This is a genomic window from Streptomyces sp. col6, from assembly GCF_008042035.1.
Lineage (GTDB): Bacteria > Actinomycetota > Actinomycetes > Streptomycetales > Streptomycetaceae > Streptomyces.
Genome location: NZ_RDBL01000006.1, coordinates 601,623 through 624,851, shown reverse-complemented (window position 1 = coordinate 624,851; position 23,229 = coordinate 601,623). Strand labels below are relative to the sequence as shown.

General features: G+C 72.6%; 21 protein-coding genes. 9 read left to right on the top strand and 12 right to left on the bottom strand.

What is annotated here, in order from left to right; genetic code table 11:
• Nucleotides 1-30: 30 nt before the first annotated feature.
• A complete protein-coding gene (locus EAO73_RS06940; protein ID WP_412074565.1) occupies nucleotides 31-1,302 on the top strand; it encodes a D-alanyl-D-alanine carboxypeptidase family protein in 1,272 nt (423 codons plus the stop codon).
• On the opposite strand, the gene EAO73_RS06935 is transcribed toward EAO73_RS06940, so the two are convergent.
• Nucleotides 1,250-2,206: a YihY/virulence factor BrkB family protein gene (locus EAO73_RS06935; protein WP_147970540.1), complete on the bottom strand. Its 957-nt coding sequence runs from the start codon at nucleotides 2,204-2,206 to the stop codon at nucleotides 1,250-1,252. The two genes, EAO73_RS06940 and EAO73_RS06935, sit on opposite strands and share 53 nt — an antisense overlap.
• Nucleotides 2,207-2,346: 140 nt before the next feature.
• Between EAO73_RS06935 and EAO73_RS06930 the strand changes: the two genes are divergently transcribed.
• On the top strand, nucleotides 2,347-3,687 hold the full coding sequence (locus EAO73_RS06930; RefSeq protein ID WP_147970539.1) for an FAD-binding protein: 1,341 nt from the start codon (nucleotides 2,347-2,349) through the stop codon (nucleotides 3,685-3,687).
• Between the two features lie 30 nt (nucleotides 3,688-3,717).
• Nucleotides 3,718-4,506: a decaprenylphospho-beta-D-erythro-pentofuranosid-2-ulose 2-reductase gene (locus tag EAO73_RS06925; RefSeq protein WP_147970538.1), complete on the top strand. Its 789-nt coding sequence runs from the start codon at nucleotides 3,718-3,720 to the stop codon at nucleotides 4,504-4,506.
• 18 nt (nucleotides 4,507-4,524) lie between these two features.
• On the opposite strand, the gene EAO73_RS06920 is transcribed toward EAO73_RS06925, so the two are convergent.
• Nucleotides 4,525-5,115 carry a 2'-5' RNA ligase family protein gene (locus EAO73_RS06920; RefSeq protein ID WP_147970537.1) on the bottom strand — a complete coding sequence of 197 codons (591 nt, stop codon included), beginning with the start codon at nucleotides 5,113-5,115 and terminating at the stop codon, nucleotides 4,525-4,527.
• A gap of 106 nt (nucleotides 5,116-5,221) precedes the next feature.
• Nucleotides 5,222-6,235, bottom strand: a complete 1,014-nt coding sequence (trpS, locus tag EAO73_RS06915; RefSeq protein ID WP_147970536.1) for a tryptophan--tRNA ligase — start codon at nucleotides 6,233-6,235, stop codon at nucleotides 5,222-5,224.
• A gap of 191 nt (nucleotides 6,236-6,426) precedes the next feature.
• Between trpS and rocD the strand changes: the two genes are divergently transcribed.
• On the top strand, nucleotides 6,427-7,632 hold the full coding sequence (gene rocD, locus EAO73_RS06910) for an ornithine--oxo-acid transaminase (protein ID WP_147970535.1): 1,206 nt from the start codon (nucleotides 6,427-6,429) through the stop codon (nucleotides 7,630-7,632).
• 24 nt (nucleotides 7,633-7,656) lie between these two features.
• Here the strand turns inward: rocD and EAO73_RS06905 are convergent, their stop codons facing one another.
• Nucleotides 7,657-9,060, bottom strand: coding sequence for a PLP-dependent aminotransferase family protein (locus EAO73_RS06905; RefSeq protein WP_147970534.1), 1,404 nt, complete (start codon nucleotides 9,058-9,060; stop codon nucleotides 7,657-7,659).
• 47 nt (nucleotides 9,061-9,107) lie between these two features.
• Here EAO73_RS06905 and EAO73_RS06900 point away from each other — a divergent pair, with 47 nt between their 5' ends.
• Both EAO73_RS06900 and EAO73_RS06895 read left to right on the top strand, forming a co-directional pair.
• Complete coding sequence (locus tag EAO73_RS06900) at nucleotides 9,108-9,617, top strand: carboxymuconolactone decarboxylase family protein (RefSeq protein ID WP_147970533.1); 510 nt, start codon at nucleotides 9,108-9,110, stop codon at nucleotides 9,615-9,617.
• Between the two features lie 8 nt (nucleotides 9,618-9,625).
• Nucleotides 9,626-10,351: an isocitrate lyase/PEP mutase family protein gene (locus EAO73_RS06895; RefSeq protein WP_147970532.1), complete on the top strand. Its 726-nt coding sequence runs from the start codon at nucleotides 9,626-9,628 to the stop codon at nucleotides 10,349-10,351.
• Between the two features lie 59 nt (nucleotides 10,352-10,410).
• Here the strand turns inward: EAO73_RS06895 and EAO73_RS06890 are convergent, their stop codons facing one another.
• From EAO73_RS06890 to EAO73_RS06880, 3 genes are all read right to left on the bottom strand, one after another.
• Complete coding sequence (locus EAO73_RS06890; protein WP_147970531.1) at nucleotides 10,411-11,400, bottom strand: malate dehydrogenase; 990 nt, start codon at nucleotides 11,398-11,400, stop codon at nucleotides 10,411-10,413.
• A 345-nt stretch (nucleotides 11,401-11,745) separates the two neighbouring features.
• On the bottom strand, nucleotides 11,746-12,408 hold the full coding sequence (locus EAO73_RS06885; RefSeq protein WP_147970530.1) for a DUF3017 domain-containing protein: 663 nt from the start codon (nucleotides 12,406-12,408) through the stop codon (nucleotides 11,746-11,748).
• A gap of 20 nt (nucleotides 12,409-12,428) precedes the next feature.
• Nucleotides 12,429-13,298, bottom strand: a complete 870-nt coding sequence (locus EAO73_RS06880; RefSeq protein ID WP_147970529.1) for a bifunctional methylenetetrahydrofolate dehydrogenase/methenyltetrahydrofolate cyclohydrolase — start codon at nucleotides 13,296-13,298, stop codon at nucleotides 12,429-12,431.
• Between the two features lie 228 nt (nucleotides 13,299-13,526).
• On the opposite strand from EAO73_RS06880, the gene EAO73_RS06875 reads away from it, so the two are divergent.
• Nucleotides 13,527-14,228 carry an RDD family protein gene (locus EAO73_RS06875; RefSeq protein ID WP_147970528.1) on the top strand — a complete coding sequence of 234 codons (702 nt, stop codon included), beginning with the start codon at nucleotides 13,527-13,529 and terminating at the stop codon, nucleotides 14,226-14,228.
• A 71-nt stretch (nucleotides 14,229-14,299) separates the two neighbouring features.
• On the opposite strand, the gene purH is transcribed toward EAO73_RS06875, so the two are convergent.
• Complete coding sequence (purH, locus tag EAO73_RS06870) at nucleotides 14,300-15,853, bottom strand: bifunctional phosphoribosylaminoimidazolecarboxamide formyltransferase/IMP cyclohydrolase (RefSeq protein ID WP_147970527.1); 1,554 nt, start codon at nucleotides 15,851-15,853, stop codon at nucleotides 14,300-14,302.
• Complete coding sequence (gene purN, locus EAO73_RS06865) at nucleotides 15,840-16,496, bottom strand: phosphoribosylglycinamide formyltransferase (protein ID WP_147970526.1); 657 nt, start codon at nucleotides 16,494-16,496, stop codon at nucleotides 15,840-15,842. The genes purH and purN overlap by 14 nt, the downstream gene beginning before the upstream one ends.
• A gap of 330 nt (nucleotides 16,497-16,826) precedes the next feature.
• On the opposite strand from purN, the gene EAO73_RS06860 reads away from it, so the two are divergent.
• Nucleotides 16,827-17,732 carry a hypothetical protein gene (locus tag EAO73_RS06860; RefSeq protein WP_147970525.1) on the top strand — a complete coding sequence of 302 codons (906 nt, stop codon included), beginning with the start codon at nucleotides 16,827-16,829 and terminating at the stop codon, nucleotides 17,730-17,732.
• Here EAO73_RS06860 and EAO73_RS06855 read toward each other — a convergent pair.
• Nucleotides 17,722-19,386 carry a DUF6350 family protein gene (locus EAO73_RS06855; RefSeq protein ID WP_147971427.1) on the bottom strand — a complete coding sequence of 555 codons (1,665 nt, stop codon included), beginning with the start codon at nucleotides 19,384-19,386 and terminating at the stop codon, nucleotides 17,722-17,724. The genes EAO73_RS06860 and EAO73_RS06855 overlap by 11 nt on opposite strands.
• Nucleotides 19,387-19,511: 125 nt before the next feature.
• Here EAO73_RS06855 and EAO73_RS06850 point away from each other — a divergent pair, with 125 nt between their 5' ends.
• Nucleotides 19,512-20,927 carry a helix-turn-helix domain-containing protein gene (locus tag EAO73_RS06850; protein WP_224756195.1) on the top strand — a complete coding sequence of 472 codons (1,416 nt, stop codon included), beginning with the start codon at nucleotides 19,512-19,514 and terminating at the stop codon, nucleotides 20,925-20,927.
• 101 nt (nucleotides 20,928-21,028) lie between these two features.
• Here the strand turns inward: EAO73_RS06850 and sucD are convergent, their stop codons facing one another.
• Both sucD and sucC read right to left on the bottom strand, forming a co-directional pair.
• The gene (gene sucD / locus EAO73_RS06845) at nucleotides 21,029-21,913 is read right to left on the bottom strand and encodes a succinate--CoA ligase subunit alpha (RefSeq protein ID WP_147970524.1); all 885 of its coding nucleotides are present in this window, start codon (nucleotides 21,911-21,913) and stop codon (nucleotides 21,029-21,031) included.
• 21 nt (nucleotides 21,914-21,934) lie between these two features.
• Nucleotides 21,935-23,116: an ADP-forming succinate--CoA ligase subunit beta gene (gene sucC, locus EAO73_RS06840; RefSeq protein ID WP_147970523.1), complete on the bottom strand. Its 1,182-nt coding sequence runs from the start codon at nucleotides 23,114-23,116 to the stop codon at nucleotides 21,935-21,937.
• Nucleotides 23,117-23,229 lie beyond the last annotated feature (113 nt).

The window sequence follows — 23,229 nt, the reverse complement described above, 5'->3', positions numbered from 1 at the left end:
TTCACATCAACTGCATGTACGTTTTCGACCGTGCCAGCTCTCAAGAAGGCCGCGTTGGCGGTCACCTCTGCCGCCCTGCTGTCCGCTTTTGTCGTGACGCCCGCCTCCGCGGCGGGTGGGGACGACGACGCCCCCAAGCCTCCCTCGAACATGTCGCAGGTCGGGGGCGCACAGCTGGGGCGGTCCGGCACCCAGGTCAATCTCATGGCGGGTGCCCCGGTGCTGCCCAAGGACCTGACGGGCCGGTCGTGGATGGTCTCGGACGCGGAGAGCGGCAAGGTACTCGCCGCGCACAACGCCCACTGGCGGCTGCCCCCGGCGTCCACGCTGAAGATGCTCTTCGCGGACACCCTGCTGGACGACCCGGCGCTCCAGCCGAAGACGCGGGAGTACACGGTCAAGGACGAGGACCTCGCCGATCTCGGTGAGGGCAGCAGCCTGGTGGGGATCAAGGAGGACCTCAGCTACACGGTGCACGACCTGTGGCTCGGGGTCTTCCTGCGTTCCGGGAACGACGCGGTGCACGTACTGGCCTCGATGTACGGCGGCGTCCCGAAGACCGTCCAGGCCATGCGGGACCGCGCGGTGGAGCTCCAGGCGCTGGACACGAACGTGGTGTCGCCCGACGGGTACGACGCGCCCGAGCAGGTCTCCAGCGCGTACGACCTCTCGCTCTTCGCCCGCGACGGACTGCAGAACGCGGACTTCCGGGAGTACTGCTCGACCGCGACCGCCCAGTTCCCCGGTGAGAAGAAGAAGGGCAAGAAGCGCGAGACCTTCGGCATCCAGAACACCAACCGACTGCTCACCGGGGCCGACGGCGTCACCGCGTACAAGGGCATCGCCGGCGTCAAGAACGGCTACACGACGCACGCCGGCAACACCTTCACCGGTGTCGCCGAGCGCGACGGCAAGGTCCTCCTCGTCACCGTGATGAACCCGTCCTCCGACGAGACGCACGCGGTCTACAAGGAGGCGGCCCGGCTCCTGGACTGGGGGTTCGCCGCGCACAGCAAGGTGACCCCGGTCGGTGAGCTGGTCCCGCCGAAGTCCGCGGTCGTGGGCGAGGGCTCGGACACCGAGGGCGCCGGCAAGGGCGCCGAGGCGGACACGGCCGGCGGCAAGGGCGACCACGGTCCCGACCGGGCCGCGCAGGCGGCGGCCGCCACCGACGGCTCCAGCGGGGCCGGGATCGCGCTGGGCATCGCCGGCGGCGTGCTGGTCCTGCTGGCCGGCGCGGTGTTCCTGGTCAACCGGCGCTGGCCGCTGCCGGACCTGATGCGTCGCCGTCCTCGCCCGTGACGCGCCGGGCGGCGGGCGCGGGGTCCTCCTCCGCGTCCACCGCCGGGTCGTCCTCCTTGCTCGGCGTCGCCGTCCAGGCGGCGCAGAACAGCAGCAGCTTGGCCGTGAAGTTGATCCACAGCAGCAGGGCGATCGGCACCCCGAAGGCCCCGTACATGCTCTTGGACGCGACGCCCCTCATATAGCTGCCGAGCAGCAGCTTCAGCAGTTCGAACCCGACCGCGCCGACCAGCGCGGCCACGACGAGCCGGCGGCGCGGCGGTTCGACGCCGGGCAGCAGCGTCAGCAGATAGAGCAGCAGCAGGAAGTCGGCGGCCACCCCCACCAGCAGGGCGGCGATCCGCAGCAGCACCCCGCCGGCCCCGTTCTCCGGGATGTTGAGCAGGTCGGCGACCCAGCCGATGGCCACCGAGCCGACCGAGGAGATCGCGAAGGTCACCAGCGCGGCGCCGCCCAGGCCGAACAGCACCCCCGCGTCCTTGAGTTTGCGGACGACCGGATTGCCCTCGTCCAGGTCGTCCCGCTCCCAGACCGCGCGCAGACAGTCCCGCATCGAGCCGACCCAGCCGATACCGGTGAAGAGCAGCAGCGCACCGGCCACCAGACCGATCGTCCCCGCGTGGGCGACCAGGCCGTCGATGCCGAGCTGGTCGGAGATGCCGGGCACCTGCTCGGCGAGCTTGTCCTCGATCTTGTCCAGCTGCTTGTCGGTGAGCAGCGCGGCGCCGATCGCCGCGCCGACGGCGATCAGCGGGAAGAGGGCGAGGAAGCTGATGAACGTGATCGCCGCGGCGAGCCGGGTCCAGTGGACCCGCACCAGCGTCTCGTAGCTGCGCCACGCGTGCGTCTCCATCAGCCGGGAGACGAGTGGCCCGATGACGGGGAGTTTTTTCAGCCAGTCCATGGGTCACGACTACCCCTCGGGGCCGGGAAAACCGAAATCCGGTGCGGGGTGGAGGAGATGACGGAGCTTCAATCACCCATTTCGGTGAGTGTTGTAACAAATCCCTCAAAGGTGTTATCCCGGGCGATACGGTCACCCTCATGTCTGTCGACACCGTGTCCCTGACCGGCTGGGGCCGCACCGCCCCGACGACCGCGCTGCGTTTCCGCCCCCGTAGTTACGAGGAGGCCGCGGCGACCGTGCTGGGCTGCGGGCCGCGCGGTTCGATCGCCCGGGGCCTGGGCCGGGCGCACGGTGACGCGGCGCAGAACGCCGGGGGTTCGGTGCTCGACATGACGGCCCTGGACCGCGTCCGGGCGATCGACGCGGCGGCCGGTCTGGTGGTGTGCGACGCGGGCACGACCCTGCACCGGCTGCGCGAGGTGATGCTGCCGCTCGGCTGGTTCCTGCCGGTGGTGCCCGGCGGGCGGTACGTCACGGTGGGCGGCGCGATCGGCTCCGACGCCCATGGCGACAACCACCGCGCGGCCGGCTCCTTCTCCCGCCACGTCATGGAGTTCACGCTGCTCACCGCGGACGGCGAGGTGCGTACGGTCCACCCCGGCACTCCCCTCTTCGACGCGACCGCCGGCGGTCTTGGCCTGACCGGGGTGATCCTGTCGGCCACCCTCCGGTTCCGCCCCGTCACCACCTCCCTGATGGCGGTCGACACCGAGCGGGCGGGCGGCCTCGACGACCTGCTGGCCCGGATGACGCGCGGCGGCCGCCCCTACGAGTACGCCAGAATCGACCTCACCGCCCGGGGCCGGGCCACCGGGCGCGGCGTGCTGGTCCGGGCGGGCCATGTCCCGGTGCACGCGCTCCCCGCGCACGCTCGGCGTACCGCGCTCGCGCTCCGCCCGGCGCGCGGGCCCGCCGCCCTCCCGTTCCTGTCGGGCCTGTTCGGGCGGCTGACCGCCACCGCGCTCAACGAGATCGGCTACCGCTCCGCGCCCCGGTCCCGTACCGGCGAACTCCAGTCGCTCGCCGCCTTCTTCCGCGCCCTGGACGCCACGCCCCACAGCAACCGCGTCTCCCCCACCGGCGGCCGGGTGCACTACGCGTTCCTGGTCGGGCACGGGCAGGAGGAGACCCTGCGCCGGATCGTCGGGCGGATCGCCCGCAGCCGCTGTCCCTCGTTCCGGGCCGTGCTCAGGCGGTGCGGCGAGGGCGGTTCGGGCTGGCTCTCCTTCCCCGCGCCGGGCTGGAACCTCGCTCTCGATCTGCCGGCCGGCCTGCCGCGGCTCGCCCGCTTCCTCGACTCCCTGGACGAGGAGGTGGCGGCGGCGGGCGGCCGGGTCTCGCTGACGGAGGACTCCCGGCTGCGCCCCGGCGCGCTCGCCGCGATGTACCCGCGGCTGCCCGACTTCCGGGCGCTGCGGGCCGAGCTGGACCCGAACGGGGCGTTCCGCTCGGACCTGTCCCGCCGGCTGTCGCTGTAGACCCCCTCTTCCCCTCCTAGGAGCGTTCCCGTGAAGGATGCCTTCGGTGCCCCGCAGTCCCTGCTCGTCCTCGGCGGCACGTCGGAGATCGGGCTCGCCACCGCACGCCGCCTGATCGCCCACCGCACCCGCACGGTCTGGCTGGCCGGCCGGCCCTCGCCCGCCCTGGAGGCCGCCGCGGAGGACCTGCGCCACCGGGGGGCGTACGTGCAGACGGTGGCGTTCGACGCGCTGGACACCGAGTCCCACGAGACGGTCCTGGGCAAGATCTTCACCGAGGGCGACATCGACATGGTGCTCCTCGCCTTCGGCATCCCGGGCGACCAGGAGCGCGACGAGGAGGAACCGCTGGCGGCGGTCCGGGTCGCGCAGACGAACTACACCGGCGCGGTCTCCGCCGGGCTGGTGTGCGCGGGCGCGCTCCAGGCGCAGGGGCACGGTTCGCTGGTGGTGCTGTCCTCGGTGGCCGGTGAGCGGGCCCGGCGCGCGGACTTCATCTACGGGTCGAGCAAGGCGGGCCTGGACGTGTTCACCCAGGGCCTCGGGGACGCGCTGCACGGCACGGGGGTGCATGTGATGGTCGTGCGCCCCGGCCCCGTGGTCCCCGATGGGGCGGCGGTCCGGAGGGCCGGGGGGCCGCTCACGACGATCCCGTTCACCCGGACGCCGCTGGTGACGACGCCGGGTGCGGTGGCGGACGCGATCGTGACGGGGCTGCGGCGTCGTTCGGAGACGGTGTGGGTGCCGGGGGCGCTGCGCGCGGTGATGTCGGCGCTGCGGCACGTGCCGAGGCCGCTCTTCCGCCGCCTGCCGGTCTGAGCGGCGGGCGGGGCCCCGTTACGGGTGGAGCGAGGGCTCGTCCAGGGAGCTGCCGCTCTGGGCGGGGACGGCGGGCCCGGCTCCGCCCGCTCCGAACGGGAACTCGTTGATCTTGCGCCAGACCAGGTCGGGGCCCTGCTCGTACAGGGCGAAGGCGCCGCAGGTCCAGGACGCCTCGTAGTCGGCGAGCTCGGCGTAGGCCCGGTCCATCGCCGCCTCGGTGATGCCGTGCGCCACGGTGACGTGCGGGTGGTACGGGAACTGGAGCTCGCGCACCAGCGGCCCGGAGGCGTCCCGGACCCGCTTCTGGAGCCAGGAACAGGCCGAGGCGCCCTCCACGACCTGGACGAAGACCACCGGCGAGAGCGGGCGGAAGGTGCCCGTGCCGGACAGCCGCATCGGGAAGGGGCGGCTGCCGGTCGCGATCGAGGCGAGATGCGCCTCGATCGCCGGCAGCCGGGCCGCGTCCGCCTCGGTCGGCGGCAGGAGGGTGACGTGGGTGGGAATGCCGTGTGCGGCAGGGTCCCCGAAGCTCGTGCGCCGCTCCTGGAGCAGGCTGCCGTAGGGCTCCGGGACCGCGATCGAAACGCCGAGCGTTACGGTCCCCACATCGTTCTCCTCAATCCTCGGTGGTCTGTTTTCAGCCACGGACGGCCACAGGCTTCACGCCGCAAGTGTGCCGCCTGCGAGTGCCTCGCCGCCAGGGTCCTTGGACTCAGTGCTTCGCCGGCAGAAGGCCCATCCGGTCGTAGGTCAGCACCAGGGTCTCGGCGGCCACGGCCCGCGCCTTCTCCGCGCCCTCGGCCAGGATGGAGTCCAGCGTCTCCGTGTCGTCCAGATATTCCTGGGCGCGGGTGCGGAACGGTGTGACGAAGTCGACCATGACCTCGGCGAGGTCCGTCTTCAGCGCACCGTAGCCCTTGCCGTCGTACTTCTGTTCCAGCTCCGGCACCGACGCACCGGTGAGCGTCGAGTAGATGGTCAGCAGGTTGCTGACGCCCGGCTTCTCCGCCCGGTCGAAGCGGATCACCGTGTCGGTGTCGGTGACGGCGCTCTTCACCTTCTTGGCGGTGGTCTTCGGCTCGTCGAGGAGGTTGATCAGGCCCTTCGGGTTCGCCGTCGACTTGCTCATCTTCGACGACGGGTCCTGGAGGTCGTAGATCTTCGCCGTCTCCTTGAGGATGTACGGGTCCGGGACGGTGAAGGTGTCGCCGTAGGTGGTGTTGAACCGCTCGGCGAGGTTGCGCGTCAGCTCCAGGTGCTGGCGCTGGTCCTCGCCCACCGGGACCTCGTCGGCCTGGTAGAGCAGGATGTCGGCGACCATCAGCATCGGATAGGTGAACAGGCCGACCGTGGTCCGGTCGGCGCCGTGCCGGGCGGACTTGTCCTTGAACTGCGTCATCCGGGAGGCCTCGCCGAACCCGGCCAGGCAGTTCATCACCCAGCCCAGCTGGGCGTGCTCGGGCACATGGCTCTGGACGAACAGCGTGCAGCGCTCGGGGTCGAGCCCGGCGGCGAGCAGCTGCGCAACGGCGAGGCGGGTGTTGGCCCGCAGCTGCGCGGGGTCCTGGGCGACGGTGATCGCGTGCAGGTCGACCACCATGTAGAAGGCGTCGTGGGACTCCTGCAGCGCCACCCACTGGCGGACCGCGCCGAGGTAGTTGCCGAGGTGGAACGAGCCGGAGGTGGGCTGGATTCCGGAGAGCACACGGGGACGTTCAGAGGCCATGGAGTCATTGTCTCAGGTGTGCGGGCCATCTCGGGCAGCCGGTGGAGGAATCGTCCGGCGGCCTCACGTACCGCCGCCGGCAGCGGAAAACGCGGGCGCGCCGTGAAGTGAAGGTTTCCTCGCGGGAGAACCGACCGACGATACAAAGTGGGCCCAACCCCGGCCCACGCCGCACGACGATCGGAGATCCCGTGTCGACCACGGACAACGCCATCGCCTCCGCCGAGGCGCACAGCGCGCACAACTACCACCCGCTGCCCGTCGTCGTCGCCACGGCGGAAGGGGCCTGGATGACCGATGTCGAGGGCCGGCGCCACCTCGACATGCTCGCCGGCTACTCGGCGCTCAATTTCGGCCATGGCAACCGCCGGCTGATCGACGCGGCGCGGGCGCAGCTGGAGCGGGTGACGCTCACCTCCCGGGCCTTCCACCACGACCGGTTCGCCGACTTCTGTACGCGCCTGGCGGAGCTGTGCGGCATGGAGATGGTGCTGCCGATGAACACCGGGGCGGAGGCCGTGGAGACCGCGGTGAAGACCGCCCGCAAGTGGGGCTACCGGGTCAAGGGCGTCCCGGACGGCATGGCGAAGATCATCGTCGCCGCCGACAACTTCCACGGCCGGACGACGACGGTCATCAGCTTCTCCACGGACCCGGAGGCCCGCGCCGACTTCGGCCCGTACACCCCCGGCTTCGAGATCGTGCCGTACGGGGACCTCACCGCGATGCGCGAGGCCATGACGGAGAACACGGTGGCGGTGCTCATCGAACCGATCCAGGGCGAGGCGGGCGTGCTGGTGCCGCCACCGGGCTATCTCGCCGGGGTCCGTGAGCTGACCCGCGAGCGGGACGTGCTGTTCATCGCCGACGAGATCCAGTCCGGTCTGGGCCGGACCGGGAAGACCTTCGCCTGCGAGCACGAGGGCGTGGTGCCCGACATGTATCTGCTGGGCAAGGCGCTCGGCGGCGGGGTGGTGCCGGTGTCGGCCGTGGTGTCGTCGGCGGCGGTGCTCGGGGTGTACCGGCCCGGGGAGCACGGCTCGACCTTCGGCGGCAATCCGCTGGCCTGCGCGGTGGCGCTGGAGGTCATCGCGATGCTGAACACGGGCGAGTACCAGCAGCGCGCCACCGAGCTGGGCGACCATCTGCACCAGGAGCTGGGACTGCTGGTGGGCGGGGGCGCGGTGCGGGCCGTACGGGGACGCGGGCTGTGGGCGGGCGTGGACATCGAACCGGCCCTGGGCACGGGCCGGGAGATCTCCGAGCGGCTGATGGAGCGCCGGGTCCTGGTGAAGGACACGCACGGCTCCACGATCCGGATCGCCCCGCCGCTGGTGATCAACAAGGAGGACCTGGACTGGGGCCTCGACCAGCTGCGGGCGGTCCTGCGCGGCTGAGGCCGGGGGGCTGTGAGGCCCCGGCTACGTCAGCACCCGCAGCAGTGCGTCCAGCGCACCGGTCCAGGCGCTGTCGGTCGGGGTCCCGTAGCCGATGACCAGCGCCTCGCGCCTCGGGTCCGCGCCCGGGTGGCGGTAGAAGGCCAGGCCCTCGACCGCGAGTCCCTGCCAGGCCGCCGCCCGGATCACCTCGGCCTCGCTGCCCTCCGGCAGTTCGAGGACGGCGTGCAGCCCCGCGGCGATCCCGCTGACCCGGATCCGCGGGGCGCGCTCGGCCAGCGCCGCGACGAGCTGGTCGCGCCGGTTGCGGTAGCGCAGCCGCATGGACCGCACATGCCGGTCGTACGCGCCGGAGGCCATGAACTCCGCGAGCGTCAGCTGGTCCAGCGCGCTCGGCGCCCAGTCGCTGGCCCCCTTCGCCCCGGCGATCTCGGCGGCCATGGCGCTCGGCGCCACCATCCAGCCGAGCCGCAGCCCCGGCGCCAGGGACTTGCTGGCCGTGCCCAGGTACACGACGTGTTCCGGGTCCAGGCCCTGGAGGGCGCCGACCGGCTGGCGGTCGTAGCGGAACTCGCCGTCGTAGTCGTCCTCCAGGATCAGCCCGCCGGTGGACCGCGCCCAGTCGACCGCCGCCGCCCGCCGGTCCGGGTGGAGCGGCACCCCCGTCGGGAACTGGTGGGCGGGTGTCAGGAGGACCGCGCCCGCGTTCCGCAGGGTGTGCAGCTCGCCGGTGCGGGTGCCGTACCGGTCGAGCGGCAGGCAGGGGATGCGCAGCCCGGCCTCGGTGAGCAGGCGGGTGTGGATGCCGAGCCCGTACGACTCGACGGCCACCTCACGCACCCGGCGCCCGTGCAGCACCTTGCCCATGAGCATCAGGCCGTGCACGAAGCCGGCGCAGACCACGATCCGGTCCGGGTCGGCGTACACCCCCCGGGCTCGGGCCAGGTACTCGGCGAGGACGGTGCGCAGCTCGATCCGGCCGCGCGGGTCGCCGTAGCCGAAGGCGTCGTACGGCGCGGCGGCGAGCGCGCGGCGGGCGGCCTTCAGCCACTCGGCGCGCGGGAACGTCGCCAGGTCCGGTGTGCCCGGCTTCAGGCTGTACGCCGGTGTGCTGCGCGGCGGGCGGGTGCGGGGTGCGGCGGTGGCCGGGGGCCGGGGCTCGGCGCGCCGCGCCACCCGGGTGCCGGAGCCCTGGCGGGCGGTGAGCCAGCCCTCGGCGACCAGTTCCGCGTAGGCGTCGGCGACGGTGTTGCGGGCGATGCCGAGGTCGGCGGCGAGGGTGCGGGAGGACGGCAGCCGGGTGCCGGGGGCCAGCCGGCCGGTGCGGACGGCCTCGCGCAGGGCGTCCATGAGGCCGGCCCGCAGCCCGGTCGAGCCGGTCGTGTCGAGGTGGAGGTCGGTCCCGAAAGTGGCCCAGGCATCCGTCATGGAAATGGACCATACCGCTGCGCCACTCACCCCGTAGCGTGAGGGGCATGACGACGAACGAGAACAGCGACAGCACCACCGAGTACTGCCCCGAGCACACCCAGCGGCTGGCCTGGTCGCAGCACGCCCCCGACGTCTACAAGGCGATGGCCCGCCTGGACGCCGCCTCGCGCAGGGGCATCGACCCGGTGATCGGCGAGCTGGTGAAGATCCGGGCCTCGCAGATCAACCACTGCGCGTTCTGCCTGGACATGCACACCAAGGACGCGCTCGCGGCGGGCGAGTCGCTGGAGCGGATCATCCAGCTCAGCGCGTGGGAGGAGTCGCAGCACTTCTACACGCCGAAGGAGATCGCGGCGATCGAGCTGACCGAGGCGGTGACCCTGCTGACCGACGGCTTCGTCCCGGACGAGGTGTACGCGCGGGCCGCGAAGCACTTCGGCGAGGAGGAGCTGGCCCACCTCATCGGCGCGATCATCACGATCAACGCCTGGAACCGGTTCGCCGTGTCCACCCGCATGGTGCCGGGCCACTACACGCCCGGCGACCACGGCTGAGCGGCCCGGTGACCGCCTCCGGCCTGCGGGCCCTGCACCACGACCGCGCCCCCGGCGACCCGCTGGTCCTCCCCGGCCCGTGGGACGCCGCGAGCGCGCGGGCCTTCGCGGACGCCGGCTTCCGCGCGCTCGCCACACCGAGCGCGGGGGTGGCCGCGTCCCTCGGTTACGAGGACGGCGCGACGCCCGCCGACGAGATGTTCGCGGCGGTGGCGCGGATCGCCCGGTCCGTGTGCGTACCGGTGTCCGCCGACATCGAGGCCGGGTACGGGCTGGCGGCCGGTGAGCTGGTGGAGCGGCTGCTCGTCACGGGGGCCGTCGGCTGCAATCTGGAGGACACCGTGGACGGGGTCCTGGTGGACGCCGGACGGCAGGCGGACCGGCTGGCGGCGGTGCGGGCGGCGGCCGGGGACGCGTTGTTCGTCAACGCCCGGATCGACACGTACGTCACGGGCGTCCCGGACTCCGTGGACCCGGCGGCGGAGACGCTGCGCCGGGCCCGGCTGTACACGGCGGCGGGGGCGGACTGCCTCTATCCGATCGCCGCCCCGGCCGAGGTGTTCGGCCTGCTGGCCGGGGCCCTGCCGGGGCAGCCGCTGAACGCGCTGGCCGTCGCGGACGGGCCGGGGCCGCGCCTCCTCGGTGAGCGGGGCGCGACCAGGATCACGTTCGGCCCCGGGCTCCTGCGGCGGGCCATGGCGGCCGTGCGGGACATCGCGGACGGTCTTTGCTGACGTAAAAACACCACGCCCCCGGCAGCGCTGCGGCTGCCGGGGGCGTGGTGCGTGGTGGATCAGATGAGGCCGAGCTCGCGGACCGCGTCGCGCTCCTCGGTGAGCTCCTTCACCGACGCGTCGATGCGCGCACGGGAGAACTCGTTGATGTCCAGGCCCTGGACGATCTTGTAGGTGCCGTTCTCGGTGGTGACCGGGAAGGACGAGATGATGCCCTCGGGGACGCCGTAGGAGCCGTCCGACGGGATGCCCATGGAGGTCCAGTCGCCCTCGGCGGTGCCGTTGACCCAGGTGTACACGTGGTCGATGGCGGCGTTGGCGGCGGAGGCGGCCGAGGACGCGCCACGGGCCTCGATGATCGCGGCGCCGCGCTTGGCGACGGTCGGGATGAAGGTGTCGGCCAGCCAGGCCTCGTCGTTGACGAGCTCGGCGGCGTTCTTGCCGGCGACCTCGGCGTGGAAGATGTCCGGGTACTGGGTGGCCGAGTGGTTGCCCCAGATCGTCAGCTTCTTGATGTCGGAGACGGCGGCACCGGTCTTGGCGGCCAGCTGCGAGATCGCGCGGTTGTGGTCGAGGCGGGTCATCGCGGTGAAGCGCTCGGCCGGGACGTCCGGGGCGGCGGCCTGCGCGATGAGCGCGTTGGTGTTGGCCGGGTTGCCGACGACGAGGACCTTGATGTCGTCCGCGGCGTTGTCGTTGATCGCCTTGCCCTGCGGCTTGAAGATGCCACCGTTGGCGGAGAGCAGGTCGCCGCGCTCCATGCCCTTGGTGCGGGGGCGGGCGCCGACGAGGAGGGCGACGTTCGCACCGTCGAAGCCGACGTTGGCGTCGTCGGTGATCTCGATGCCGCGCAGCAGCGGGAAGGCGCAGTCGTCGAGCTCCATCGCGGTGCCCTCGGCGGCCTTCAGCCCCTGGGGGATCTCCAGGAGACGCAGGTTGACCGGCACGTCCGGGCCGAGCAGGTGGCCGGAGGCGATGCGGAAGAGCAGCGCGTAGCCGATCTGGCCGGCTGCGCCGGTCACGGTGACATTCACGGGAGTGCGGGTCATGGCGATCTCCGTTAGACAGCTGGCGGTCCGGGCTCCTGGCCCCTGGTGCGGGACATCCCTGAATCTTGATGTGAAGAGATATCCGCCCGCCAGGCTATCCGACCCGGAACCGCACGGCCGCCCGGCCCCCGTTGCCTGACGATCACACAGTGGCGGAATGGTCACTTCCGTGCCACAGGCCCCAGCCATCCCTTGAACGGGTGAGGCCTGTCAACAAGGCTGGACACAGGCCGGGGCAAGGCCGCTCGATCGCCGCTTTCGGAGCCACGTGCTCCGGGTTGCCCCCGCTCCGGTGTCCGTCCCTTCTCGGGGGAGGGGACGGGCACCGGTCATACGGACCACAGGTCAGCGGACCGTGAAGTGGACCGCGTCCTCCAGGAACGGGATGTCCAGCCACGGCTGCGGCTGCGCGACCAGCGCGAGCAGCACGATGAGGGTGCCGAGCAGCCCGTACGTCACCAGGTCGGTGAAGCGGGACCGCACAGCGAGCATGCCCACCGAACGCACGGCGATACGCAGGACCGCGCCCGCGACGAGGGCGATGCCGATCAGTATCGTGCCGACGCGGAACGCCTGCTCGAAGGGGTCGGCGGCCACGATCAGCAGTCCGGCACCGGCCGTGCAGAGCACCGCGAGCAGCGGCCACTGCCGGGCCGGCGCGGGCGCGTCGCCCCCGGCCGCCCGGCCGCCGCCCTCGGGCCGCGCGGTGTCCCGGGTGAGCGAGAACCGCCGCGACCGCCGCGTGTCGGCGACGGTGGCGCCGGTGTCGGGCGCGGGGTCCGGCCCACCGTCCTCGTCGGCGCCGGACGCGCTCGCATCGCTCCGCGTCGCACCGCCCTCGTCCGCGACCGTCACGTCCGCACCGTTGGCGTCCGCACCGCCGGCCTCCGCACCGCTCGCGTCACCGGCCGCGGACCCGGGCGTCCGTGCCGGCGCCCCTGGCGTTTCCGCCGGGGCCCCGGGCGCCCCCGTGCCGGCCTCTTCGGCGGCGCCGCTCGTCGCACCCATGGGGTTCCTCCCGGACCTGATCAGCCGGCGGAGACGGCGGACGCGTCGCGCTCGGCGGCCTCGACCACGTTGACGAGCAGCTGGGCGCGGGTCATCGGGCCGACACCGCCCGGGTTCGGCGAGATCCAGGCGGCGACCTCGGCCACGCCCGGGTGGACGTCGCCGACGATCTTGCCGTCCTCGTCACGGCTGACGCCGACGTCGAGGACCGCGGCGCCCGGCTTCACGTACTCCGGCTTGATGATGTGCGGCACGCCCGCCGCGGCGACGATGATGTCGGCCTGCTTCAGGTGGGCGGCCAGGTCCCGCGTACCGGTGTGGCACTGGGTCACCGTGGCGTTCTCCGACTTGCGGGTGAGCAGCAGCGGGATGGACCGCCCGATGGTGACACCGCGTCCGACGACCACGACGTGCGCACCGTTGATCTCCACGCCGTGGTGGCGCAGCAGTTGGACGACGCCCTGCGGGGTGCAGGGGAGCGGGCCGGTCTCGTTGAGCACCAGCCGGCCGAGGTTCATCGGGTGGAGGCCGTCGGCGTCCTTGGCCGGGTCCATGAGTTCCAGGACGCGGTTGGTGTCGATGCCCTTGGGGAGGGGAAGCTGCACGATGTAACCCGTGCAGGCGGGGTCGGCGTTGAGTTCGCGGACGACCTCCTCGATCTCCTCCTGCGTGGCGGTGTCGGGCAGTTCGCGCTGGATGGAGCCGATGCCGACCTGTGCGCAGTCGCGGTGCTTGCCGTTCACGTACCACCTGCTGCCCGGGTCGTCCCCGACCAGCAGGGTTCCCAGGCCGGGGGTGATGCCCCGGGCCTTGAGGGCCGCCACGCGGGCGGTCAGATCGGACTTGATCGCGGCTGCGGTGGCCTTGCCATCGAGAATCTGGGCAGTCATGTGCCCATACTCGCGGATGACCCCGCCCCCGGACCAATTCCGCCCAGGGTTCGGGCAGGCCAGGTTGCACTTGCACAACTTCTTCGGGCACGACTGGACAAACTTACTTTCCACTTATAACGATGAAGGCCGCAGTGCCGCAGAAGTACCCGGGGGGCGGACCACTGACGTTTTCTTTCCTCCGCGCGGCCGCACCCGTCCCCGTACGTCCGTTGGAGGAACGCCCAGATGAGCTTCGGCGACCCGAACCCGAACAACCCCTACGGGCAGCAGCCCGGCCAGCCGCCGCAGGGCCAGCCCGGATACGGCTACCCGCAGGCTCCCCAGGGTGTCCCGCCGCAGGGCCAGCCGGGCTACGGCTACCCGCAGCAGCCGGGCCAGGCCCCGTACGGCCAGGTCCCGCCGCAGTACCCGGGCCAGCCCGGTGGCCCGGCGCCCGAGGGCTACGCGAACGTCCCCGGTCTCGGCACGGTGGAGGTCGGCACGTACGGCGCCCGCTTCGGCGCGCGTCTGCTCGACATGATCTTCGCCTACATCGTGGTGATCGTGCTCAACATGATCATCTTCGGGGCCGCTTTCGCCGGCATGAAGGCGGACGACGACAGCTCCGCCGGGCTGGCCCTGGGCTCCATCTTCGGGGCCGTGCTCGTCTCGGCCCTGACGTTCATCTTCTACGACGTCATCTTCGTCAGCGCGATGGGCACCACCCCCGGCAAGATGATCCTCGGCATGCGGATCGTCAACTCCCGGACCGGCCAGAAGCCGACCTTCGGCCCGGCGCTGGTCCGCTGGGGCTTCCCGATCGGCCTCGGTTACATCACCTGCTTCCTGGGTTACGTCCTGATCGTGATCTCGCCGTTCTTCGACAACACCGGGCAGCTGCGCGGCTGGCACGACAAGGCCGCCAACACCCTGGTCATCAAGAAGTAACGCCGCGGGCGATACACGAAGGGCCGGTCTCCCCGAACTCGTTCGGGGAGACCGGCCCTTCGTCGTACGGGTCAGTGGAAGAAGTGCCGCGTCCCCGTGAAGTACATCGTCACGCCCGCCTTCTTCGCGGCCTCGACCACCAGCTCGTCGCGGACCGAACCGCCCGGCTGGGCCACGGCCTTGATGCCGGCCGCGGTCAGGATCTCCAGCCCGTCCGGGAAGGGGAAGAACGCGTCGGACGCCGCGTACGAACCGGCCGCCCGCTCCTCGCCCGCGCGCTCGACGGCGAGCTTCGCGGAGTCGACGCGGTTGACCTGGCCCATGCCGACGCCGACCGAGGCGCCGTCCTTGGCGAGCAGGATCGCGTTGGACTTGACCGCGCGGCACGCCTTCCAGGCGAAGGCCAGCTCGCGCAGCTCGTCGGCGGAGAGCGCCTCGCCCGTGGCGAGCGTCCAGTTGGCCGGGTCGTCGCCCTCGGCCTGGAGACGGTCGGTCACCTGGAGCAGCGCGCCGCCGTCGATCGGCTTGACCTCGACCTCGGCGGCCGGGGCCTCGGGGCAGCGCAGCACGCGGATGTTCTTCTTGCGGGACAGGATCTCGACCGCGCCGTCCTCGTACGCCGGGGCGACGATGACCTCGGTGAAGATCTCCGCGACCTGCTCGGCCATCTCGACGGTCACCGGACGGTTGACGGCGATGACACCGCCGAACGCGGAGAGCGGGTCGCAGGCGTGCGCGTTGCGGTGCGCGGTCGCGACGTCGTCGGCAATCGCGATGCCACAGGGGTTGGCGTGCTTGATGATCGCGACGCACGGCTCGTCGTGGTCGTACGCGGCCCGGCGCGCGGCGTCGGTGTCCGTGTAGTTGTTGTAGGACATCTCCTTGCCGTGCAGCTGCTCCGCCTCGGCGAGGCCGCCGGTGCCGGAGGTGTAGAGCGCGGCGGGCTGGTGCGGGTTCTCGCCGTAGCGCAGGACGTTCTCGCGGGCGTAGGTCGCACCGAGGAAGTCCGGGAAGCCCGAGTCGTCGGCGGCGGCGTACTCGTCGGCGAACCAGCCGGCGACGGCCACGTCGTAGGCGGCGGTGTGCTGGAAGGCCTCGGCGGCGAGCCGCTTGCGGGCGGTCAGGTCGAAGCCGCCCTCCTTGACCGCGGCGAGCACGTCGGCGTAACGCTCCGGGCTGGTGACGACGGCCACGGACGGGTGGTTCTTGGCGGCGGCGCGGACCATCGACGGGCCGCCGATGTCGATCTGCTCGACGCACTCGTCGGCGGTGGCGCCGGAGGCGACGGTCTCCTTGAACGGGTAGAGGTTCACGACCACCAGGTCGAACGGCTCCACGCCCAGCTCGGCGAGCTGCTCGCGGTGCGCGTCCAGGCGCAGGTCGGCGAGGATGCCGGCGTGGACGCGGGGGTGCAGCGTCTTGACGCGGCCGTCGAGGCACTCGGGGAAGCCGGTCAGCTCCTCGACCTTGGTGACCGGGACGCCGGCGGCGGCGATCCTTCCGGCGGTGGAGCCGGTGGAGACCAGCTCGACACCCGCCTCGTGCAGACCGCGGGCGAGGTCTTCGAGCCCCGTCTTGTCGTAGACGCTGACCAGGGCGCGGCGGATGGGCTTATTCACCGACATGACCGAGATGAACCTTTCGTCCCTCAATGCGATAGCCGTCACGGGCGAGCCGCCCCACGGCCTCGACGAGCAGCTTGCGCTCGACTTCCTTGATGCGTTCGTGGAGGGCCGCTTCGCCCTCCGGGGTGTCCTCTTCGGTCACCTCGACCACGCCCTGCGCGATGATCGGACCGGTGTCGACACCGTCGTCGACGAAGTGGACGGTGCACCCGGTGACCTTCACGCCGTACGCGAGCGCGTCACGCACGCCGTGGGCACCGGGAAAGCTGGGGAGCAGGGCGGGGTGGGTGTTGACGAACCGGCCGCCGAACCGGGCGAGGAACTCCTTGCCCACGATCTTCATGAACCCGGCGGACACCACGAGGTCCGGCCGGTGCGCGGCGGTCGCCCCGGCGAGCGCGGCGTCCCACTCCTCCCGCGACGCGTGGTCCTTGACGCGGCACACGAAGGTCGGGAGCCCGGCGCGCTCGGCCCGTTCCAGGCCGGCGATGCCGTCGCGGTCGGCGCCGACCGCGACGATCCGGGCGCCGAAGCCGTCGGGGTCGTCGCCGATCGCGTCGAGCAGGGCCTGGAGGTTCGTACCGGACCCGGAGACCAGGACGACCACACGGGCCGGGCGGGCGGAGGAGAGCGGGGAGGCCACGGCTGGGCCCTTTCTCGCGTGCGTGCGGTTCGAATCGGCCGGCCCGCCACCACGGCTCCGGGGCGACGGCATGCGATGTGTACGGTCGTACGAAAGGAGCGCACTCCCCGATATGGGGAACTCTACGAACGGGCCGACCGTCAGCAACGATACCGGCACCTCGCCGGGCCCTTGGCTGACGGGGTGAGCAGGCCCCGGCCCGGCCGCCCGCGCGTACGGGCCCGCGCGCCCGCGCTCCCCGCTATCGGCGCCTCCTCGCCGGAAGGTAGCGTCAGGGGCAGCGAACCGTCCGCCGGGCGGAAACGACGAGATGGGGAAGACGTTCACCACATGCCGGACCGACGCCGCCGCACCGCCTTCCGCCAGCCGCTGCCCGAGCGGGCCACCCTGCTGATGCGCGAGCGCTCCTCCTCCTCGTCCTCCGGCTCCTCCGACTCGTCCGGGGGCCGTCGGGACGACGACAACCCGTTCGCGCCGCCGCCCGAGGGCCGGCCCGACCAGCCCTGGCAGCCGCGTCACCCGTCCGGCGGCGGTACGGACGGCAACGGCGGGGGCGACGGGAACGGCGGGGACACGCCCGAGGGCGGGTCCTCCGACAGCCGGCCCGCCTGGGGCAGCCAGTGGAGCAGCAGGCAGCCGGGCCGTCAGAACGGCCCCTTCGGCGGCCGGCCCGCCGGGCCGGGCGGCCCGAATGGGAGGGGCGGCCCCGAGGGAGCCCCGGCCGGACCGCGCTGGGACCCGACCGACCCCATCCAGCGCCGCGCCCGCTACGCGCTGCTCACCGGCATGTGGGCCGTCTTCTTCGCGATCTTCGACTTCTCCGAGATCGCCCTGCTGCTCGGCGCGCTCGCCACGTACTGGGCGATCAGCGCCCTGCGGGCCAAGCCGAAGCCGCCGGTGCCGGGCGGAGCGCTTGCGCCGGGACCGGGCGCCGTTGCCGACGGTGGCGCCGGTGGCGCTGGGTCCGGTGGTGCGGGCGGTGCCGGAGCCCGGGGGCCTGCCGCGCCCGGCACCCAGGCCGCCCAGCGCGGGGGCCGGCAGCAGACCACGGCCGCAGTGAGCGGTCTGGTGACGGGCCTGGTCGCGCTGGTGATCGTCGCGACGACGTTCACCGTGCAACTGGTCTACCGCGACTACTACACGTGCGTGAACGACGCTCTCACCAAGTCGGGCCAGCTGAGCTGCAACGATCTGCTCCCGAAGCCGCTGGAGCCCTTCTTCGGCGTCAAGCGCTAGCGGCCGGCGGACCCGGATCGCGGGGCGCTTCGTCCTCCGCCGGCTCCGGTCGCGGGGCCGAGGGTTGCTCAGCCGCGGTTCGCGCGTGCCAGGGGTCGGTCGGCAGGAAGTCGTACGCGTCGACGTCCTCCTCTCCCCCGTCGGACGCCGGTACGGGGGCGGGGGCGGGCGCTCCGTCGGGCTGCGGCTCCGCCTCCTCGGCGGTGCGGCGGCCGCTGCGGGACCACCAGCCGCGGCGGGACGCGTTCGCGGGCCCGGCCGCCACCTGTGCGGCGGGTACGGGCACGACGGCGGGGCGGTCCGCGGTGTCGTTCCGGGCCTTCTTGGCCGTGTCCTTCCGGGATTCCTTCGCGGTGTCCTTTCGGGCCTTCTTGGCGGTGGTGTCCTCGCCGGTACGTCCGCGCAGCCGCCAGGCCCTCAGCAGCAGGGCCGCCGGGACCCCGATGACGGTCGTCCACGCCAGCGCCGCCGCCCCGGTGAGCCACCACACGGGCCCGAAGTCCGCCAGGGCGTGCGTGCCGAGCGGGCCTCCGGCCGCCGCCGCCAGCAGCGCCACGCCGGTCCCGCACCCCAGCGCGCCCAGCGCGGTGGTGAGCGCGGTCTCCCACAGGCTCCAGGGCCCCTCCGGTTCGCCGGGGGCCGGGACCGCCCTCCGTACCGTGAACCAGGCGACCGTCAGTGCCGCCGCCACCGGGGCCGCGCCGGCTGCCCAGTTCAGGGGTGTGCCCGGCCCCTGGGCCGGCATCGCGGCCAGCAACGGGAAGTCGGGGACGGCCGGGGGCCCGGTGAAGGCGAGCGGGGCGACCGTCGACGCCGTACCGAGGGAGAAACCCGGGCCGAGTCCGTACGCCGCGCCCCACACCGCCGCGTTCGGCACCAGCCCCAGCGCCAGCAGGAGCACCGCGACGCGGCCGCCCCAGTCACCGGAGAGCCGCAGGAAGGACTCCTGCACCGGTTGCCCGTGCCAGACCAGGGCCGAGGCGACGACCAGGGCGCCGCCGCCCAGCAGCACCGCCGTCCCGGCCGCCGCCGCCCGGCCCACCGCGTCGGCCCGCCGCAGGAAGCGGGTGCGCGCCATCGCCTCGTGCAGCCGCACCGGCGCCCAGGTGGGTGGCGGGCCGAGCGGGCGCCCGCAGGCCGTCCACACGCCGGCCGCGGCGGCGCCCGCCACGACAAGAGCGGCTGGAAGGAGCAGCGAGAGCGGCCGGGCGGACAGCGAGGCGCCCCGCGCGTAGAGCACGACCGCCCCGCCGACCAGCAGATACCCGCCCGTCACCGAGGCGAACGCACCCCCGGGCGTCGGGACGCCGCGTCCCTCGTCGGGCTCCATCACGTCCCGGGCCGCGCGGTGCACCAGCCACACCGGCAGGACGGAGAGCAGCAAGGGGACGACCCCCATCGGAGCCGGGGCCCCGGTCAGCGTCTCGGTCCTGATCAGTTCGGCACCGTGCGCGAGCAGCCACAGGCCGGCCGCCGTGTGGAACGCCTCGCCGGGTCCGCTGTCCGGCGCCGGCGAGGTGATCCAGAGCGCGGCGACGAGGACGGCGACGGAGCCCAGGCCGAGCCCGGCCGCGACGGCCCCGCGCAGCACGGCCGCGACCAGCACGGCGGGGCGCCCCTGTCCGGCCGACAACGACGGGCTGCGTTCGGTCACTTGGGTCACGCGGTCATGCTCCCAACGACACGCGCTTATTCCGTGTAACGGGCGAACGGCCGTGGTGTCGCTCAATATACGTTTATGTACTTTTTCACCCGGTGCAGGCCATGCGGGCGGCCCTCATGACGCAGAGCACGTCCGGCACGGCCGCCGCTCCCCCGCTCCCCTCCCCGAAGGAGCGGCGCAGGCTGCGGGAGGCCAGGTCCCTGACGGAGGAGCAGGTCGCGGCGGCCATGGGCGTCACCCGGGCGACGGTGCGCGCGTGGGAAACGGGCCGCACCAGCCCGCGCGGCCGCAAGCGCGAGGCGTACGCCCGCCTGATCGGCACGGCCACGACGGACGCCGCCGCGCCGGTCCCGGGTAACTCTTCGGCCCCCGAGAACCCATCGAACACCACGCCGAGGCCGCCGGACGGAACGGCGGAGCCGGCACCCGGGCCCGCCGTATCGCCGCCCGAGCCGCCGTCGGCACCCCCTCCACCGGCCCCCGTCGAAGCCACCGGGAGCGTTGCCATGGCCGCCACCGAACCCGGCGAAACCGTTGAACCGGACGAGACCGGCGAGGCGGCTGAGGCGGGTGCGCCCGAGGCCGTTGCGGCCGAGGCAGGCGTGCCTGAGGCAGGCGTGCCCGAGGCCGAGGCCGTCGTGCCTGAGCCCGAGGCCGTCGTGCCCGAGGCGCCCCCCGGCGCCCCCGGTCCGGATGGCGCCGCCGAAGGCGGCACCTCGCCGGAGGAGGCGTTCGACGCGTTGTACCGGCATGCCGCGTCCGCCCTCTTCCGGCAGACCTATCTGCTGACCGGGCGGTGCGCTCTGTCCCGCGCGGCGGTGGCCAAGGCGTTCGAGCTGGCCTGGGAGCGCTGGCCGGAGGTCGCGGTGGACCGGGACCCGGTGGGCTGGGTGCGGGCCGCGGCCTACGAGTACGCGATGTCCCCGTGGCGCCGGCTGAACCGTGAGCACCGCCGCCTCGACCCGCCGCCCGAGGCCCCCGCCTCGCGCGCACTGCTCGACGCGCTGCTGGCCCTGCCCCCCTCGTACCGTCGCACGCTGGTGCTCCACGACGGTGTCGGGCTCGGGCTGCCGGACACCGCGGCGGAGACCGAGGCGAGCACCAGGGCGGCGGCCGGGCGGCTGGTGACCGCGCGCGCGGCCGTCGCCGAGCGGCTGCCCGAGGTCGGCGGGCCCGCGTCGCCCGCCGAGCAGTCCGCGCTGATCCACGAGCACCTGGGCACGCTCGCCCGCAGCCGGCCCGCCTCCTCGCTGCCCGTACCGGAGCTGATCCGTACCGGCAGCGAACGCAAGGCACAGCTGTGGGCCAGGACGGCCATCGCGTTCACCGTGCTGATCGTCGGGCTCACGCTGATCACCCTGGCGACGGCGCCCCGGAAGTACGAGACGCCCCCGGCGCCCGCCCAGAAGGTGGGCGGCGTACCACCCGTCGGCGGCCCGCAGAAACTGACCCCGCAGGACGTGAAGCTGCGGAAGAAGCTCGGCGACGAGCCGTTCCACGGCCCGGACCGCCTGGTCCCCGAGGCCGGCTGAACCGGCCGGTGCGCACAACGAAGCGGGCCCGCCCCCGGTGAGGGGGACGGGCCCGCTTCGTGCGTACGGTGACACCCTGCCGCGCAGGCGCGGCGGCGGCGTCAGGCGCCGAGGATCTCGCGCGCCAGCTTGGCGGTCTCGGTCGGCGTCTTGCCGACCTTCACGCCGGCGGCCTCAAGGGCCTCCTTCTTGGCCTGCGCGGTGCCGGAGGAGCCGGAGACGATGGCGCCGGCGTGGCCCATGGTCTTGCCCTCGGGGGCGGTGAAGCCCGCGACGTAACCGACGACCGGCTTGGTGACGTTCTTCGCGATGAAGTCCGCCGCGCGCTCCTCGGCGTCGCCGCCGATCTCGCCGATCATGACGATCAGGTCGGTGTCGGGGTCCGCCTCGAACGCCGCGAGGGCGTCGATGTGCGTCGTACCGATGACCGGGTCGCCACCGATGCCGACGGCGGACGAGAAGCCGATGTCACGGAGCTCGTACATCATCTGGTAGGTCAGCGTGCCGGACTTGGACACGAGACCGATGCGGCCGGGCTTGGTGATGTCGCCCGGGATGATGCCGGCGTTGGACTGGCCGGGGGTGATCAGGCCGGGGCAGTTCGGACCGATGATCCGGGTCTTGTTGCCCTTCGAGCCGGCGTACGCCCAGAAGGCGGCCGAGTCGTGGACGGCGATGCCCTCGGTGATCACGACGGCGAGCGGGATCTCGGCGTCGATCGCCTCGACGACGGCGGCCTTCGAGAAGGCCGGCGGCACGAAGAGGACGGAGACGTTCGCGCCGGTCTTCTCCATCGCCTCGGCGACGGAGCCGAAGACCGGTACCTCGGTGCCGTCGAAGTCGACGGTCGTGCCGGCCTTGCGCGGGTTCACGCCACCGACGATGTTGGTGCCGTCGGCGAGCATGAGCTTGGTGTGCTTCATGCCCGTCGCGCCGGTCATCCCCTGGACGATGACCTTGCTGTCCTTGGTGAGGAAGATAGCCATGGTGGTCTGAGTCCCTCTTCCTTACTTCGCAGCCGCGGCGAGCTCGGCGGCCTTGTCGGCCGCGCCGTCCATGGTGTCCACGCGCTGGACCAGCGGGTGGTTGGCGTCGGAGAGGATCTTGCGACCCAGCTCCGCGTTGTTGCCGTCGAGACGCACGACGAGCGGCTTGGTGACCGCCTCGCCCTTCGTCTTGAGCAGCTCCAGGGCCTGGACGATGCCGTTGGCGACCTCGTCGCAGGCGGTGATGCCACCGAAGACGTTGACGAAGACGGACTTCACGTCCGGGTCGCCGAGGATGATCTCCAGGCCGTTCGCCATGACCTCGGCGGAGGCGCCGCCACCGATGTCGAGGAAGTTGGCGGGCTTCACGTTGCCGTGGTTCTCACCGGCGTACGCGACGACGTCCAGGGTCGACATGACCAGACCGGCGCCGTTGCCGATGATGCCGACCTCGCCGTCGAGCTTGACGTAGTTGAGGTTCTTGGCCTTGGCGGCGGCCTCGAGCGGGTTGGCCGCGGCCTTGTCCTCGAGGGCCTCGTGCTCCGGCTGGCGGAAGTCGGCGTTCTCGTCGAGCGAGACCTTGCCGTCCAGGGCCAGGATCCGGCCGTCCTTGGTCTTCACCAGCGGGTTGACCTCGACGAGGAGCGCGTCCTCGGCGACGAAGGTCTCCCACAGGGTGACCAGGGCCTCGGCGACACCCTCGGCCACGTCGGCCGGGAACTTCGCCTGGGCCACGATCTCGCGGGCCTTGGCGATGTCGACACCGTCCACGGCGTTGACCGGAACCTTCGCGAGGGCCTCGGGGGTCTTCTCCGCGACCTCCTCGATGTCCATGCCGCCCTGCACCGAGGCCATGGCCAGGAAGGTGCGGTTGGTGCGGTCCAGCAGGTACGAGACGTAGTACTCCGCCTCGATCTCCGGGGACAGCTCGGCGATCATCACCTTGTGGACCGTGTGGCCCTTGATGTCCATGCCGAGGATGTCGGTCGCGCGGGCGACCGCCTCGTCGGCGTTCGCCGCCAGCTTCACGCCGCCGGCCTTGCCGCGGCCGCCGACCTTCACCTGCGCCTTGACGACCGACTTGCCGCCCAGCCGCTCGGTCGCCTCGCGGGCTGCCTCAGGCGTGTCGATGACTTCACCGGCCAGCACCGGTACACCGTGCTTGGCGAAGAGGTCCCTCGCCTGGTACTCGAACAGGTCCACGCGCGTCCGTCCCTTATCAATGGTCTCGCGGTTGGTTTTCTGCGTGGGCGTGCCGCGAGGGGCAACGTGACTGCGGTGTCACTAGGAAGGCGCACACGGTGACCGGATACGCG

Bases quoted from the DNA above. Each gene is read 5' to 3' on its own strand.
- EAO73_RS06935 (WP_147970540.1), bottom strand. From the start codon at position 2,206: ATGGACTGGCTGAAAAAACTCCCCGTCATCGGGCCACTCGTCTCCCGG.
- EAO73_RS06930 (WP_147970539.1), top strand. From the start codon at position 2,347: ATGTCTGTCGACACCGTGTCCCTGACCGGCTGGGGCCGCACCGCCCCG.
- trpS (WP_147970536.1), bottom strand. From the start codon at position 6,235: ATGGCCTCTGAACGTCCCCGTGTGCTCTCCGGAATCCAGCCCACCTCC.
- EAO73_RS06905 (WP_147970534.1), bottom strand. From the start codon at position 9,060: ATGACGGATGCCTGGGCCACTTTCGGGACCGACCTCCACCTCGACACG.
- EAO73_RS06900 (WP_147970533.1), top strand. From the start codon at position 9,108: ATGACGACGAACGAGAACAGCGACAGCACCACCGAGTACTGCCCCGAG.
- EAO73_RS06890 (WP_147970531.1), bottom strand. From the start codon at position 11,400: ATGACCCGCACTCCCGTGAATGTCACCGTGACCGGCGCAGCCGGCCAG.
- EAO73_RS06885 (WP_147970530.1), bottom strand. From the start codon at position 12,408: ATGGGTGCGACGAGCGGCGCCGCCGAAGAGGCCGGCACGGGGGCGCCC.
- EAO73_RS06880 (WP_147970529.1), bottom strand. From the start codon at position 13,298: ATGACTGCCCAGATTCTCGATGGCAAGGCCACCGCAGCCGCGATCAAG.
- EAO73_RS06875 (WP_147970528.1), top strand. From the start codon at position 13,527: ATGAGCTTCGGCGACCCGAACCCGAACAACCCCTACGGGCAGCAGCCC.
- purH (WP_147970527.1), bottom strand. From the start codon at position 15,853: ATGTCGGTGAATAAGCCCATCCGCCGCGCCCTGGTCAGCGTCTACGAC.
- EAO73_RS06860 (WP_147970525.1), top strand. From the start codon at position 16,827: ATGCCGGACCGACGCCGCCGCACCGCCTTCCGCCAGCCGCTGCCCGAG.
- EAO73_RS06850 (WP_224756195.1), top strand. From the start codon at position 19,512: ATGACGCAGAGCACGTCCGGCACGGCCGCCGCTCCCCCGCTCCCCTCC.
- sucD (WP_147970524.1), bottom strand. From the start codon at position 21,913: ATGGCTATCTTCCTCACCAAGGACAGCAAGGTCATCGTCCAGGGGATG.